This window comes from Gordonia sp. YY1 (assembly GCF_009872315.1).
Taxonomy (GTDB): Bacteria; Actinomycetota; Actinomycetes; order Mycobacteriales; family Mycobacteriaceae; genus Gordonia; species Gordonia amicalis.
In genome coordinates, this window is the sequence record NZ_WXYI01000015.1 from 84,788 (window position 1) to 99,435 (window position 14,648).

The window sequence follows — 14,648 nt, forward strand, 5'->3', positions numbered from 1 at the left end:
GCCCGGGCCACCGGTGCCTGATGACGACGGAACAGATGTCGCGGATCGTGGCGGTGGTCGACACGATCCGCGACATCGACGTAGAGGCCGACTGCTAGTCGCCCAGCACCCGTCGCAGGTAGTCGTTGGCGAACACACGTGACGGATCGAATTTGTCGCGCACCGCACGGAATTCGTCGAACCGCGGGTAGACGGAGCGCAGGTACTCGGCGTCGCGAGTGTGCATCTTGCCCCAGTGGGGTCGTCCGTCGAAGCCGGTGAGGATCGACTCGACGTCGGCGAAGTAGGCGGCGGCGTCGGCCGGGTCGTCGCGGTGGTAGCGGTGCACGGCGATGTACCCGCTGCGGCGTCCGGTGGCGGTGGAGAGCATCAGGTCGTCGGCCGCCGCGGCACGGACCTCGATGGGGAAGCTCACGCGGTACTCGCGGCGGTCGAGCAGCGCCCGGATCTCCCGTAGTGCCTCGGGGACGTTCTCGAGCGGGATGGCGTACTCCATCTCGCGGAAGCGCACATCCCGGTCGGAGACGAAGATCCTGGTCGACGTGTCGGTGAGCTCGCGCGACGACAGACTGCGGCCGGCCACCGCGTTGATGGCGGGGACCAGACGGGGTGCGCGGACGCCGACCTCGCACAGCAGCCGGAAGACCTTGTTGCTCAACAACTCGTCGTCGACATAGCGGCGGAACCGCGGCGGCCCGGTGATCGGTGCATCGGTGCCCAGTCGCGTATTCGTCTTCATGAGCGCACAATTGGTGTGCGGGAACATGTAGAACTCGTGGTGGTCGGACTCGGCGACGCGGTCGAGGAAGCCGGCGATCGCATCGTCGGTGGAAGCAGGTCCCTCGACGGCGTGCAGCCGGAAGTTGTCGACGCAGTCGAGCGTGATCTCGACGAGTACCCCGAGTGCGCCGAGACCCAGTGCGACGGCGGGTAATTCCGGGTCATCGGGGCCGACGGTGACGATCTCGCCTCTGCCGTTCACGAGTTTGACGCCGGCGATCTGTGTGCTGATGCCGCCGAACCCCAGCCCGGTGCCGTGTGTGCCGGTGGAGATCGCGCCCGCGATGGTCTGCCGGTCGACGTCGCCGAGGTTGGCCATCGCCAGGCCCCGAGGCGCCAGCAATGCGGGGATCTCGTGCAGGTGTGTGCCCGCATGTAGCGTCACCCGGCGCCCGTCGGCGCCGGCCAGGCCCCGCAGACCGGAGAGCTCGAGTTGGACGTCGTCGGCCACGGCGATGGTGGAGAAGCTGTGTCCGGCGCCGACGGTCTTGACCGTGCCGCCCCGCCCGGCGGTCTCCCGGACGATGTCGGCGATCGCGGCCACGCTCGTCGGACGCACCACCCGGCTCGGTGAGCACGACGCGGTGCCACCCCAGTTCTGCCAGTTGTGTCCGGTGGCAGTCGGTGTCCCGCTCACAGAAAGCATTTCCCTTCGCCTCGGTAGGTCGGCACGACCTCACCCACCACCGCATGACCCGCGTCGTCCCGATCGATGATCGCGACGTGCCGGGCACGCTCGCAGACCTCGCCGGACTTGGTGTGCCGGAACCATACCCGGTCGCCGATCGCCATCGTGGCGGCGGCCTCACCGCGGAGCGGGGTCTGCACCTCGCCGGCAGCCTCGGTGCCGACGAACTCGAGTCCACTGGGCCACACCGGTTTCGGGAGACGATCGGGTGCGGGCGGTCCCGAGGCGATCCAGCCGCCACCGGCGCAGGTGACGATGTCGCGGGCGGGGCGTCGGACGACGTCGAGTCCGAAGGACAGTGCGGGTGCGGGTCGGAACCGGGCGTAACCGTCGAAGAGATGGCCACCGAAAAGGCCACTGCCCGCCGCGATGTCGGTGACCGATCGATCGCCGGCGGTCGCCTCCAGGGATCCGGTGCCGCCGCCGTTGACGAATTCCAGTTCGGCGATCTGCCGCAGCTCGCCGATGATCTTCCCGCGCCGGCGGCGCAGTTCGGCCATCGACCGGCGCTGCATCGCGCCGACCACCCGGTTGACGACGGCCTTCCCCGGAACCGCATCGGCGACCCCGGCCACCTGCGCCTCGTACGACATCACGCCGACCAGGTGGAAACCGTTCCGCGACTCGATGATCCGGGCGAGCTCGACGGCATCGCGACGGGTATGCACCGGTGAACGCCGAACCCCGATGTGCACGCGACCACCGAGGAGCCGGTACGACGCGTCGAGGTCGATGGCCACCCGGATCGGCCGGCGCGATGCGGGTGGCGCGACCGCATCGATGATGTCCAGCTGATCGACCGAGTCGACGAGCAGACTCACCCGGCTCGTCGCCACCTCGTCGGTCACGAAGGCGGCCAACGCTTCCCGGCGGACGCTCGGATAACCGAGCAGGATGTCCTCGATCGCCGTCGACGTCGCCAGCCAGTGCGCCTCGGCGAGGTCGTAGGCGAGCACACCGTGGAAACCGGTGCGGGTGGCGAGGTCGGAGATCACCGAACGCACGCGGAGGGACTTGCTGGCGATCCGGATGGGGACACCGGCCGAGCGTCGCAGCAGGTCGGCGGCATTGTGCTCGAGAGCTGCCCGGTCGAGGGCGAGGACCGGGGCGTCGAGCCCGGCCACGGAGACCGCCTGATCGATCGCCGCCCAGTACTGCTCGGGATCTCGCGCCCACAGATCGCCGACCCCGACCGCCGAGGATCTGTCGGCCGAACCGTCAGTCGAAGGTGACATAGTTGACGAGCTGGTCGGCGACGGCGGTGATGATCGAGTCGACCACCTTGTCGTCGCCGGTGCTCAGGTAGATCAGCGTGATCGAGTTGGTCGCGGCGATGATGAACGGGCCGATTTCCTCCGTCGGCCGGGTCCACGTCAGACCGGCGAGTTCGGCCGTCTCCTGCAGACCGAACGACGCAACCCGGTAGAGCTGCTCGTACATGACCTTGCCGACCTGCTGCAGTTCCGCATGGTTGTGCGCGTAGATACCGAGCGCGATCGTCGCCTGCATGCGGCCGGGATCGGCTTTGAGGAGGTCGACGAAGGCATGGAACTGGCGAACGATGTTCGCTTTGAGTGCGTCGACGTCGGGGTTCGGTCCGAAGTCGGCGGCGGGCATGACCGAATGCAGCATCCGCTCGATGTCGACGGGGACGGCCTGCTCCATCACCGCGCACAGTAGCGCCGTGCGGCTCTCGAACGCGTAGTGGAAACTCGCGAGAGGCATTCCGGCGTGAGCGCAGATCCGGCGGGTGGTGGCACCCTCGACACCGTGATCGGCGATCGCCCGGTAGGCCGACTCGATGAGCGCGCTTCGACGCTGTTCGACGGACATCCGTGGCACGACGGTCAACCCCTTGGCCCACATGCGCCTGCGCATGTGCGATGGACAATGTTCGCCGCAGCCTATCAGTGCCGCTGATCGCGTTTGCGCGGTTCACCGCCGAAGATGTGCCGATCCCGGCCCCGGCTCACAATCCGCATCCGGCCGTGTGAGGTTCGGTTCCGGCGTCGTCGCGCTTCACGTCGTACCCCCGCCGATCGGATTACTGTGTGGACGTGACCTCGAACCCCGGAAGAACCGGCTCCGACGCGACCTCGCGGGTCCTCGGGCGGGTGACATCGGCGGGGGCGATGATGGCCGACGCGGTGGCCGGACGGCTCGCCGCCGGCGGTCTCGGCCCGGCACGCGCGCTCGGCGCCACCCGCGAGGAGATCATGCCGCATGTCCGCACGTCACCGAACCTGCGCGACGGGGTCTTCGACAACCCCGAACCGCCCGAGGCGTCCGTCGCCGCGGACCTCCAGGTGCTCGCCGACATGGCACGCCGCCCGGGACGGCCCCGACGGCCGGTGATGCTCACCGTCCCGACCTTCGACGCTCCCGCGCACCTCTCGGCCACCTGGCTCGGACATGCGACGGCGATCGTCGACATCGACGGAGCGCGCATCATCACCGACCCCGTGCTCAGCCGCCGGTGTTCCCCGAGTCAGCTCGTCGGTCCGGCGCGCATGCACGCGGCGCCGCTTCCGGCGCGAGAGTTGCCGCCGATCGACGTGGTGGTCATCAGCCACGACCACTACGACCACCTCGACATGGACACCGTCACCACCATCGCCGCCACCCAGCCGGACGCGGTCTTCGTCACGACCATCGGCGTCGCCGCACACCTGATGTCCTGGGGTATCGCCGAGGGCCGGATCCGGCAGGCTGATTGGTGGGACGAGGTGGTCGTCGCGACGCGCGGCGGTGAGCTGCGGTTCACCTGCGGTCCGGCGCGCCACTTCTCGGGTCGGCGGCTGGTCCGCAATCTGACGCAGTGGGGGAGCTGGGCGATCGCCGGGCACACCCACCGGGTGTTCTTCTCGGGCGACACCGGGCACACCGAACGCTTCGAGGACGTCGGTGCGCGACTCGGTCCCTTCGACCTCACGCTGATCGCCGTCGGCGCCTACGACGTGCTGTGGCCCGACGTCCACGTCGACCCGGAGGAGGCGCTGTCGGTGCACCGGATGGTGTCGCCCGGCGCGGGAGCCGATTCGGTGATGATCCCGATCCACTGGGGGACCTTCAATCTCGCACGCCATCCGTGGGGCGAGCCGATCGCGCGGTTGCAGGCGGCCTCACACCACGGCGACCCGACTGTGCTCGTACCGCAACCCGGTGGTTCGATCGACATCGAACATCGCACCGGAACGGGTGTGGCGCACTCGAGTTGGTGGGAGGTTTCGGCGTGAGCACCACGGCGGAGACGATCGAGCCCGGCCTGACCGCGGCCGAGGTGGCGCAGCGGGTCGCCGACGGCAAGGTCAACTCCATGCCCGACCGTTCGGGTCGCAGCGTCGCGGACATCGTGCGCGCCAACGTGTTCACCCGCATCAACGCCATACTCGGCGTCCTCTTCGCCATCGTCGCGTTCACCGGATCACTCATCAACGGACTGTTCGGCCTGCTGATCATCGCGAACTCGACGATCGGCATCGTCCAGGAGGTGCGGGCCAAACGCACCCTCGACAAGCTGGCCATCGTGGGCCAGACCCGGCCCCGGGTGCGGCGCGACGGTGAGGTCGCCGAGGTGTCGCCCGACGAGGTCGTCCTCGACGACATCATCGAGATCGGCGCCGGCGATCAGATCGTCGTCGACGGGGAGGTGATCGAGGCGATCGCACTCGACGTCGACGAGTCGCTGCTCACCGGTGAGGCCGACCCCATCGACAAGGACCCGGGTGCGCGGGTCCTCTCCGGCAGTTTCGTGGTCGCCGGCGGCGGTGCCTACCGCGCGACCAAGGTCGGGGCGGACGCCTACGCCGCGCAACTCGCCGCCGAGGCGTCGAAGTTCACCCTCGTCTCCTCCGAACTGCGGTCGGGGATCGACCAGATCCTGCGGGTGATCACCTGGCTGCTGATTCCCGCCGGCCTCCTCACCATCGTCAATCAGCTGTTCATCAGCGACAACGGTCTCAAGCACGCGCTGCTGGGAATGGTCGCCGCCCTGGTGCCGATGGTCCCCGAAGGTCTGGTGCTGATGACCTCGATCGCCTTCGCGGTGGGCGTCGTGCGGCTCGGTCAGCGGCAGTGCCTGGTCAACGAACTCCCGGCGATCGAAGGGCTTGCCCGGGTCAACGTGGTGTGCGCCGACAAGACCGGCACCCTCACCGAGAACGGCATGCGGTTGTCCGAACTGAGGCTCGTGGGTGACGTGCCGGAGAACCGGGCCGGGGAGGTGCTGGCCGCGCTGGCGGCCCACGACCCGCGGCCCAACGCCAGCATGATCGCGGTCGCCGAGGCATACCCGACGCCGCCCGCGTGGACCGTGTCGGCCATCAAACCGTTCACCTCGGCCACCAAGTGGAGCGGCATGTCGTTCGACGGCCCGGCCGGCGACGACGCGGGCAACTGGCTGATCGGCGCACCCGACGTGCTGCTCGATCCCAGCGGGCAGACCGCACAGCTCGCCTCCGACATCGGTGCCACCGGGCTGCGTGTCCTGCTGCTCGCGCGCACCGACGTCCCCGTCGACACCGAACCCGCCGGCGGCGCGGTCGCCCCCGGCACCGTGACCCCGGTCGCGCTCGTCGTGCTCGAACAGCGGGTCCGGCCCGACGCGCGCGGCACCATCGAGTACTTCGAACAGCAGCACGTCGCGGTCAAGGTGATCTCCGGCGACAACGCCCGCTCGGTCGGCGCGGTCGCCGAATCACTGGGGCTCGGGACCGCCGACACGTCGGTCGATGCGCGCCGGCTGCCGGACGACACCGACGAACTGGCCGATGTCGTCGAGCACGGCGTCACGTTCGGCCGGGTCCGCCCCGACCAGAAGCGCGCGATGGTCAAGGCGCTGCAGGCGCGGGACAACACCGTCGCGATGACCGGCGACGGTGTCAACGACGTGCTCGCACTCAAAGACGCCGACATCGGTGTCGCGATGGGGTCGGGCAGCTCGGCCGCCCGATCGGTGGCCCAGATCGTGTTGCTGGACAACAAGTTCGCCACCCTGCCGTATGTGGTGGGCGAGGGCCGCCGCGTCATCGGCAACATCGAACGCGTGTCCAACCTGTTCCTCACCAAGACGGTGTACGCGGTGCTCCTGGCGCTGTTCGTGGGCGTCGGCGGTGTGCTGGGCAAGCTGTTCGACTCCGATCCGCTGAGCTACCCGTTCCAGCCGATCCACGTGACGATCTCGGCGTGGTTCACGATCGGCATTCCCGCGTTCGTGCTGTCGCTGGCCCCGAACAACGAACGCGCCCGACGCGGCTTCGTCCGCCGTGTGCTGCTGCAGGCGGTCCCGAACGGCGTCATCGTCGGCCTGTGCACCTTCGTCACCTATCTGATCGTCAACCCCGGCGGTCCGGGGGTGGAGGTCGGCGGTGACGCCGTCGACCTGTCGCCGGCGCAGACGCAGGCCGCGACCGCGTCGCTCATGACGCTCATCGCGATCGCGGTCTACGTTCTCGCGGTGGTGGCCCGGCCCTACACCTGGTGGAAGGTCGTCCTGCTCGGCGTCTCGGCCGGAGCCTACGTGCTGATCTTCGCGTGGCCGTTCACCCAGGACTTCTTCCGTCTCGACTCGTCCAACGCGACGATGAACTCGGTTGCGCTCGTCTCGGCGGCGATCGGGATCGTGTGCGTGGAGGCCGTTTCGCGGGTGGTGCCGCGGTGGATCGCGACCCACCGTTCGCCCGCGGAACACTCCGTGGAGGTCGACGCGGCGGCCGCGTGAACACGCCGTGCAGGCGGCTAAACTCTGCGGCGTATGGCCGGAAGACATTCGGCTCGTCGACACACAGGAGACGTCATGGATCTCAAGGGACTCGTCAACAAGGCACGCGACACGCTGCGCAAGAACCCGAACCTGATCGAGAAGGGCGGCGACGCCATCGACAAGGCCACCAAGAACAAGTACGCCGGCCAGGTCGACAAGGCCCAGGACGCCGTCCGCAAGGCCGTCGGCGCGCCGGAGCAGGGCACCCCGCGTCAGACCCCGCCGTCCAACCCAGGGGAGCCGTTGCCGGGCCAGCAGAGCCCGCAGCCCCGGAACCCGCAGAACCCGCAGTAGGTAGCAGGTCACCCGCCGGCGCGCGGGTGGCGCCGATACCCCGACACGGTCGGGTGACCGTCGAAGAAGAACCGCCACGACAGGTCGGCCGCGCGTCGTACGCCGACGCGCGGGCCGGCGGTCACCGGCAGCTCCGGGAGCGGTCCGCGGCGACATGTGTCGAGAGTCACAGGCGTGGCCGGATCGGTGAGATCGGTGCCGAGGTCGGCCATCGTGATCCCGAGCGCGCGGCAGAGGTTTCCCGGCCCGCTCGCGAGCCGATCGTCGGGTACCGGCGTCGAGCGCGCGGCGCCGCGTCGGGCACGTGCCAGTTCGACCCCGTCGACCACCTCGCCTGCCCGCAGCAGGACCGCCGCCGCCGGGCCCGATCCGCGCACCACGACGTTGGCGCAGTGATGGCCGTGGATGCGGTAGACGTACAGCCGTCCCGGCGGGCCGTACATGATCTCCGAACGGGCGGTCCGCGTGTAGGCATGCGATGCGGGATCGTCCGGGCCCGCATACGCCTCCACCTCGGTGAGCTGGATCGTCACGCCGTGGCCGGTCAGATGAACGCCGAGTAGCCCGCGGGCCTGTTCGGCCACCGGTGCGGGAGGATCGGACGCGCGGACACTAGGCTCTGAGACCATGGCGAAGACGAGTGACTCCATCGAGGTTGAACTGTCTCCGGAAGATACCTGGGCCGCCGCGTCGGACCTGGAGCGGTACTCGGAGTGGCTGCTGATCCACGAGACCTGGCGCAGCCCGATCCCCGCCGCCGGAGAGCTGCGCACGGGCATCGAGATCGCCTCGATCGTCAGGGTCAAGGGCACGCGGGTGCGCTTCGACTGGGTCATCGAGAAGTTCGACCCGGTGTCGCACGTACGCCTCAAGGGAAGCGGGAAAGGCGGGGTGAAGGCGAAGCTCGATCTCGGCATCATTCCCACTTCGCGCGGATCGGAAGTAACCTTCACTGTTGATCTGGGTGGGTTGCCGCTCATCGGGCCCGTGGGGAAGACCGCGGTCCTGGCGGTATCGGGGGATCTGCGAAAGTCGCTGCAGCAATTCCGAGAGGTGTTCGGCTGATCCGCGCGTGACGTCGCGCGGGCCTCATCGGGCACCGCGCCGACGCGGTGACGGGTGACAGCGATGCGTCAGACGGTGGAGAACACCGCCGTACGAGGGGAACGAGAGTAACTATGGGGCGTCACAGCTCAGATGCCGACCGCGGCGGAAACGACTGGTCCAGGGCTGCTGCGAGCAGCGGGGGAGCCGCGGGCGGCAACAGCCGGTCCGACGACGATTTCGGCTTCGAGCACCGGGAGGCCGGCAGCGGCCGGCGCGGTGGCTGGCTCTGGGCGATCGTCGCCCTCGTCGCGGTCGTCGTGCTGGTCACCGGCGTGATCATCTGGCAGGCCGGCTCCGGCGGGTGCGGCGACCGGACCCGGGTGGCGGTCGCCTCCGACGCCGCGATGACCGGACCCCTCCGCGAGGTGGCACGTCAGGCGTCCGCGGATTCCTGCTACGACTACGACGTCCAGACCGCGGCCGGTGCCGACGTGCCCGGTCTGCTGACACAGGGCGCCGCCGCCCCCGACCTCTGGGTCGCCGACTCGCAGGTGCAGGCACGTCGTGTCACGACGCAGGTCCGCCGCGACCTCGACCTGGTGTCGCCGTCGACCGCCTCCACCCCGGCCGTCGTCGCCGGTGAGAACGTCCCCGAACTGCAGACGTGGGTCGACGTCATGAAGCTGCCCGACCTGAGGACCGGCAGCCCGGTCGACACCAGCACCGGCGACGCCCCGATCATCGGCGCGCTCGCGGCCGTCGACGCCGGCGAACTCCCGGAGGAGAAGTTCACCGAGGCCATGACGATCCTGGCCATCCAGCAGAACAACGCACGCCTCGCCAACGACAACGAGGGCACCCGACTCAACCTGGCCAACACCTCCGGTGTGCCGGTGGTGACGACCGAGCAGCAGTACGAGCTCTTCATGCGCACCCATCAGGGGTCGAAGCTGAAGTCCACCATTCCCGCCTCGGGCACCGTCATGCTCGACTACCCCCTGGTGAACACCGCGTCCGCGGCTCGCCAGCAGGTGGCCGACGACGCCGGTACCGCACTCGTCGCGGCACTGAACACGGATGCGGGCCGCAAGGCGCTGACCGAGGCGGGCTACCGCGACGCCGACGGCAACGGGGTCGGCGAGCCGGTCAAGAAACTGCAGCTGCGCGATCCGTCGGCGGTCGACAAGGCACTGCGCCAGTGGCAGGTGCTCGGTGTACCGATCCGCAGCCTCGTCGTCCAGGACACCTCGGGTTCGATGGAGACGCCCGCCGGCGGCACCACCCGCGCGGGACTGCTGATCGATGCGTCGAAGACGGGCCTGAAGCTGTTCCCCAACAACACGATGATCGGTGGCTGGGCGTTCAGTGTCGACAAGGGCGGTGAAGGTCAGGACTGGGTGGAGATGGCACCCATCCGGCGACTCGACGCGCGGTCGGGCAGTGGGACGCACCGTGATGCGCTCGGCAGGGCGGTCGAGGAGGGACTGTCGGATCTGGGTGGCGGCACCGGCCTCTACGACACCACGCTCGCCGCGTTCAAGAAGGTGCAGGACACCTATGACCCGAACTACTCCAACAGCGTCATCATCATGACCGACGGCCAGAACGAGGATCCGAACAGCATCGGCCTCGACGAACTGCTGGCCGAGCTGAAGCGACTCGAAGATCCGGCGCGACCCGTGCTGGTCCTGACCATCGGCATCTCCGACGACGCGGACTCCAACGCGCTCAAGCAGATCGCCGAGGCCACCGGCGGCACCACCTACATCGCCGAGAACGCCGCCGACATCCGGACCGTCTTCGTCGACGCCATCCAGGCGCGCGTCGCCGCGGCCGGTCGCTGACCGCGCCTGGCCGGTTCAGCGATGTGCGAGCACGATGCCGACGGGGATGCTGCTCGCGAGGACGAAAATCGTTGCCAGATAGGCGCCGCCGGCCAGGGGGAAGTCTCTGGCAAGGCTGCGGCCTGCCCAGGCGGTGAGCGCGAGAACGGGGAACAGGATCAGGGACCCGGCATCGACGACATAGGGCAGCTCGGCGAGTGATCCCCCGATCACCAGGCCGTTGGCCACCACCCAGCCGGTCAGCTGCAGATGCTGGACACCCGGCGGCACCGGTTCGCGGGTGTGTTGCTGGGCGGCGCCGATGACCGCGAGCGCCACCCCGCAGACCAGCACCAGGTAGGCCGCCAGCCAGCTGCCCTTGGTCAGATCCAGCGGCCGCGCCACCGCCGCGACCAGGCCGCCGACCACCACGCAGGCTGTACCGAGGCAGGTGAAGCGGTCGATGCTGATCTGCCCGCCCCGGACGGTGAGGTCCGATTGCCCGGCGGTCACGGGGCGTCACCAGCGGTCACAGCGGCGACGCAGTGGTCGCCGCCCGCGAAGGGCAGCAGGACAGTGGTGTCGGGATCCTTCCCGCAGCTGCGCAGCACGCCGCGGATCAGGCCGCGGTGGACCGCGCAGGTGATCTGCGGGTCGGCCTGCGCGAGCTCCAGGAATGGGCAGTGGCGCAGGGCGATCCGGATGTGTTCGTCTGTGGCGGCCGGGACCGGCTCGGGGGCGAAACCGGCGTCGGCGAAGGCAGCCAGCAGTACCGGCACCGGGTCGTGCCCGCTGTCGCCGAGTTCCTGACCCCACTTTTCCCCGGCCCGGGTGGCCCGCTCGGCGGCATCCGGGACGTCACCGAGGGCGGCCATCAGCGATCTCGCCAGGGCGAGATAGTTGCGTGGGCCGGCCGGATCCATGCGCCGGCGCGTACGGTAGACCGCTCGTGGCCGGCCCCGTCCCGCAGGCGGGGCGGTGTCGCGTTCTACGACGCCATCGGCCACCAGCGCGTCGAGGTGGAAGCGTGCGGTGGTCGGTGGCACATCGGCCGCGCTCGCGAGCTCGGTCAGCGTCGCACCATCGGGAGCGTCGCGTAGCAGTGTTGTCAACGTGGTGCGCAGGCTCATTCCAACGGGTTCTCCTGCGGAGGTAAGGATGCGACGAGTGGGGCGTCGGCCGCGATGGCCCCGAGCTTGGCCGCTCCGCCTGGCGATCCGAGCGGCAAGTCCATGCCTGGCAGCGTCTCGGTGAAGAAGTCGGCGTTGTCGGTCAGGTAACCGGCGTACTCCTCGGGTAGGTCGTCCTCGTAGAAGATGGCCTCGACTGGACACACCGGCTCGCAGGCGCCGCAGTCCACACATTCATCGGGGTGGATGTAGAGGCTGCGACCGCCTTCGTAGATGCAGTCCACCGGACATTCCTCGACGCAGGCACGATCCATCACGTCCACACACGGCAGGCTGATGACGTAGGTCATGATCGCAGCTCAGTTGTCGCCGAGCAGCTGCTGCGCCGACTCGGGCGCTGTCGCCGGGTTGTGGGTCGCCGCCGGTGCGTCGGGGGAGGCGGGCTCCACGTCGGCGGTCTTGCCGATACGAATCCGGTAGTCGCGGGGTTCACGGACGAGATACTCCCAGGAGTACGCCCCGGCGCGAACGTCCTCGAACTGACCGTGCAGCGGGATGGGGTCGTGGTCGTTGACCAGGATCAGCGCTTCACCGACGGACAGATCGTCGAAGATGCCGAAGATCTTGGGATGCCGTTGCGGCTTGGGGATCTCCCGGACGTCGAGTTCGATATCGGCCATGTCCGAAGCACCTTCCTATTAAACACGAATTAAGGTTGTGAAAATTAAAGCACGTCCGTCCGGCCGCCGCATCCCCGCTGGCAGCCACGCCCATTCGGCGGCTGATGTCCGCGGCGGCGCGCCGGGAGCGATAGCGTCTGGGGTGCATCCTCACCGACGGGAAGGCCAGAGAATTGTCGGACGGACGAGGTGCGCGCCTTCGACGAGGACGGGTGGTGGTTGTGCCGATCGACCCGGTTGATCAGGTTCGTGACCGCTGCTACGCGCTGCGTGAGTGCGCCGGGCTGAGTGAGCGACGAAGGAGCGCTTCGAAGTCGATGAGCCTCGAAGGGTCCACCTGATGCGGTACGAATACCCCTGCGAGATCGTCACCTTCGTGGTGTCCCCGAAGCATGCGTACTTCGGACGGCCCAAGGACGGTCCCGCCGATGAGGTCGAGACCCACACACCCGACACGGTGGAGATCGTCGCCGACAAGGGCATTCGAGGCGATCGCTTCTTCGGCGTGAAGGCCCACACCGAAGCCGCGGTGACCTTCCTTGCCCTCGAGGCCTGGACCGCGGCGGCCGGTGACGTGGACCCCGTATCGGCCCGACGCAACGTCGTGGTCCGCGGTGTCGAACTGGACCCGTTGCGCGGGAGGGAGTTCGAGCTCGACACCGGTTCCGGCCCGATCCGCTTCCGTGGTGGGCGTCCCGCACATCCGTGTTCGTGGATGGACACCGTCGCCGGCGAGGGCGTGCGCAAGGCGCTCATCGGGCGTGGCGGACTCCGGGCGCAGCCGTTGACGTCGGGGACCCTGCACATCGGTCCCGCGACGATCATCACCGACGTCGAACTCGACGCCGCCCGCGCCGCCGCCCAGGTGAGGCGAGCCCAGCCGATGTGATGATGGGTGCTTTCGAGCTCGGGTGCGCGGCCGAGCGGAAAAGGCACCGTCTGCGGTGGCTCACTTCTCACACTGTGGAGTTGTCAAGGTACGGATGCGGTCCCGGCGGGTGTCGGGTGCGGAAGGTTCTGCGCGAGAGTCTGTGTCAGGCGGCGATGTCGTCGAGTCGCATGGTGCGTCGGTTGTGGGCGGGTAGGGCGCGGCCCTGGGGGTCGATGTCGGCGGGTGGGATGAGCCAGGGGTGGCGGTCGAAGCCGATCATGATGTCCCAGCCGTTGTGGTGGACCTGTGTGTGGCAGCGTTGGCAGAGCAGGCAGCCGTTGTCGAGCTCGGTGTCACCGTCGTCGGTCCAGTGTTGGATGTGGTGGATCTGTGTGTGTGATGGCGGCGCACCGCATTTGATGCAGGTCTCGTCGCGCAGGATGATCGCTTTGCGTAGGTGGGCGGGGAAGAGTCGTCGTTCGCGGCCCATCTCGAGTGGCACGGTCTCGCCGTCGATGATGATCTCGGTGAGGGTCCCGTCGCAGGACAGTTGTTTCGCGGTGGCGTGGGTGACCGGGCCGGTCCAGGGCAGGAATGCGGGATTGCCGCTGTCGGCGGGGATGGTCAGCACTGTCTGGGTTCGCGGGCTGCCGATGGTGTCGATGGCGGCTCCGACGGCGGCTTGGTCGAGCAGTGTCTCGAGGGCGTCGGCGCGTCGTTGTTCGGGGGAGCGTCGGTCGTCGGCGCCGGGTTCGGGGCGCGGTGTGCTGCGTTCGTCGATCATGGCGATGAGTTTCTCGCCCACGACTTGTGTGACGTTGGCGCGGATGTCGATGCGGTTGTCGTCGGTGAGGCTGTGCGACAGCGTGTCCAGGGATCGGTCGTCGCTGGCGGGGATGCCGTCGTCGGTGGTGTCGGCGATGGTGTTGCCGATCATTTGGGCGTGCTTCTGGATGTCGGTGGGTGTGGCGCCGGACAGGGCCTGGGTGAGGAGTTCGGTTTGGTAGATGGTTCGGTCGTCGTCGGAAAGTGATGTGGGGGAGCGTTTCTCGATCGTGGACATCCCGCGGACGATGGCGTCGACGACTTCACCCGCGAGGCGGCCGTCAGCTGCGCAGGTTTCGATCTTGTCCAGCGTGCCGAGGTGGTCGGCGATGCGGGCGGTACGAGTGGCTGCTGCGGGTGGGAGTCCGATCTCGATCAACAGGTTTTTGGTGGTGGAGCCGGCTTTTGCGGCGACGCCGAGCTCATCGAGTTGTGCTGTGAAGGAGGCGATGCGGTGATCGGCGAGGTTGCGCAGCAGTATCCATCGGCGCAGCTGTGAGTACGTGTGGACGCCGGTGGGGTCGTCGGTGGGTGGGGTGATCTCGACGAGTTGATCGAGGATTGCGTCGAGTGGAGTCGTGTCGGTGTCGATCATGACGGCAGCCATCCCTCTTCTGAGGTGTACAAGCGGTTGAGTGGGACCGTCGTTGACTGCTGCTCTGGAGTGAATTCTTCGTGCGTCTTCAGTTCTACATCGGGGGTCTGACAAGAACTGCACACCGACCAAGTCGACCGCGCGAATCGGTGAG

15 protein-coding genes are annotated in these 14,648 nt (G+C 68.5%); 6 read left to right on the forward strand and 9 right to left on the reverse strand.

Annotated elements, in window-relative coordinates; all coding sequences use genetic code 11:
* Positions 1-94: 94 nt before the first annotated feature.
* The 3 genes from BPODLACK_RS17925 to BPODLACK_RS17935 are packed head-to-tail and all read right to left on the reverse strand — an operon-like array spanning position 95 to position 3,346.
* Positions 95-1,426, reverse strand: coding sequence for a D-arabinono-1,4-lactone oxidase (locus BPODLACK_RS17925; RefSeq protein ID WP_035760863.1), 1,332 nt, complete (start codon positions 1,424-1,426; stop codon positions 95-97).
* Complete coding sequence (locus BPODLACK_RS17930; protein WP_024499927.1) at positions 1,414-2,703, reverse strand: alanine racemase; 1,290 nt, start codon at positions 2,701-2,703, stop codon at positions 1,414-1,416. Before BPODLACK_RS17930 ends, BPODLACK_RS17925 begins: the two co-directional genes overlap by 13 nt.
* Positions 2,687-3,346 carry a TetR/AcrR family transcriptional regulator gene (locus BPODLACK_RS17935; RefSeq protein ID WP_236577711.1) on the reverse strand — a complete coding sequence of 220 codons (660 nt, stop codon included), beginning with the start codon at positions 3,344-3,346 and terminating at the stop codon, positions 2,687-2,689. Before BPODLACK_RS17935 ends, BPODLACK_RS17930 begins: the two co-directional genes overlap by 17 nt.
* A gap of 173 nt (positions 3,347-3,519) precedes the next feature.
* Here BPODLACK_RS17935 and BPODLACK_RS17940 point away from each other — a divergent pair, with 173 nt between their 5' ends.
* The 3 genes from BPODLACK_RS17940 to BPODLACK_RS17950 all read left to right on the forward strand — a co-directional run bounded on the left by BPODLACK_RS17940 (position 3,520) and on the right by BPODLACK_RS17950 (position 7,523).
* Positions 3,520-4,704 carry an MBL fold metallo-hydrolase gene (locus BPODLACK_RS17940; RefSeq protein WP_024499929.1) on the forward strand — a complete coding sequence of 395 codons (1,185 nt, stop codon included), beginning with the start codon at positions 3,520-3,522 and terminating at the stop codon, positions 4,702-4,704.
* Positions 4,701-7,187: an HAD-IC family P-type ATPase gene (locus BPODLACK_RS17945; RefSeq protein ID WP_159405862.1), complete on the forward strand. Its 2,487-nt coding sequence runs from the start codon at positions 4,701-4,703 to the stop codon at positions 7,185-7,187. The genes BPODLACK_RS17940 and BPODLACK_RS17945 overlap by 4 nt, the downstream gene beginning before the upstream one ends.
* A 75-nt stretch (positions 7,188-7,262) precedes the next feature.
* Positions 7,263-7,523: an antitoxin gene (locus tag BPODLACK_RS17950; protein ID WP_159405863.1), complete on the forward strand. Its 261-nt coding sequence runs from the start codon at positions 7,263-7,265 to the stop codon at positions 7,521-7,523.
* Between the two features lie 8 nt (positions 7,524-7,531).
* Here the strand turns inward: BPODLACK_RS17950 and BPODLACK_RS17955 are convergent, their stop codons facing one another.
* Complete coding sequence (locus BPODLACK_RS17955) at positions 7,532-8,173, reverse strand: DNA-3-methyladenine glycosylase (protein WP_006436090.1); 642 nt, start codon at positions 8,171-8,173, stop codon at positions 7,532-7,534.
* On the opposite strand from BPODLACK_RS17955, the gene BPODLACK_RS17960 reads away from it, so the two are divergent.
* Complete coding sequence (locus tag BPODLACK_RS17960) at positions 8,151-8,588, forward strand: type II toxin-antitoxin system Rv0910 family toxin (RefSeq protein WP_006436091.1); 438 nt, start codon at positions 8,151-8,153, stop codon at positions 8,586-8,588. The two genes, BPODLACK_RS17955 and BPODLACK_RS17960, sit on opposite strands and share 23 nt — an antisense overlap.
* Positions 8,589-8,701: 113 nt before the next feature.
* A complete protein-coding gene (locus tag BPODLACK_RS17965) occupies positions 8,702-10,414 on the forward strand; it encodes a substrate-binding domain-containing protein (RefSeq protein WP_159405864.1) in 1,713 nt (570 codons plus the stop codon).
* A 15-nt stretch (positions 10,415-10,429) separates the two neighbouring features.
* Here BPODLACK_RS17965 and BPODLACK_RS17970 read toward each other — a convergent pair whose 3' ends face one another.
* From BPODLACK_RS17970 to BPODLACK_RS17985, 4 genes are read right to left on the reverse strand one after another with little or no spacing between them, the layout of a single operon-like run.
* Positions 10,430-10,906, reverse strand: a complete 477-nt coding sequence (locus BPODLACK_RS17970) for a hypothetical protein (RefSeq protein WP_236577712.1) — start codon at positions 10,904-10,906, stop codon at positions 10,430-10,432.
* Positions 10,903-11,523: a helix-turn-helix transcriptional regulator gene (locus tag BPODLACK_RS17975; RefSeq protein WP_159405865.1), complete on the reverse strand. Its 621-nt coding sequence runs from the start codon at positions 11,521-11,523 to the stop codon at positions 10,903-10,905. The genes BPODLACK_RS17970 and BPODLACK_RS17975 overlap by 4 nt, the downstream gene beginning before the upstream one ends.
* Positions 11,520-11,873, reverse strand: a complete 354-nt coding sequence (fdxA, locus tag BPODLACK_RS17980; RefSeq protein ID WP_024499937.1) for a ferredoxin — start codon at positions 11,871-11,873, stop codon at positions 11,520-11,522. Before fdxA ends, BPODLACK_RS17975 begins: the two co-directional genes overlap by 4 nt.
* 9 nt (positions 11,874-11,882) lie before the next feature.
* On the reverse strand, positions 11,883-12,203 hold the full coding sequence (locus BPODLACK_RS17985) for a DUF2249 domain-containing protein (RefSeq protein ID WP_191834818.1): 321 nt from the start codon (positions 12,201-12,203) through the stop codon (positions 11,883-11,885).
* Positions 12,204-12,543: 340 nt separating this feature from the next.
* Between BPODLACK_RS17985 and BPODLACK_RS17990 the strand changes: the two genes are divergently transcribed.
* Positions 12,544-13,092 carry a molybdenum cofactor biosysynthesis protein gene (locus tag BPODLACK_RS17990; protein ID WP_159405866.1) on the forward strand — a complete coding sequence of 183 codons (549 nt, stop codon included), beginning with the start codon at positions 12,544-12,546 and terminating at the stop codon, positions 13,090-13,092.
* Positions 13,093-13,237: 145 nt separating this feature from the next.
* Here BPODLACK_RS17990 and BPODLACK_RS17995 read toward each other — a convergent pair whose 3' ends face one another.
* Positions 13,238-14,494, reverse strand: a complete 1,257-nt coding sequence (locus BPODLACK_RS17995; protein WP_236577713.1) for an HNH endonuclease — start codon at positions 14,492-14,494, stop codon at positions 13,238-13,240.
* Between the last annotated feature and the right edge of the window lie 154 nt (positions 14,495-14,648).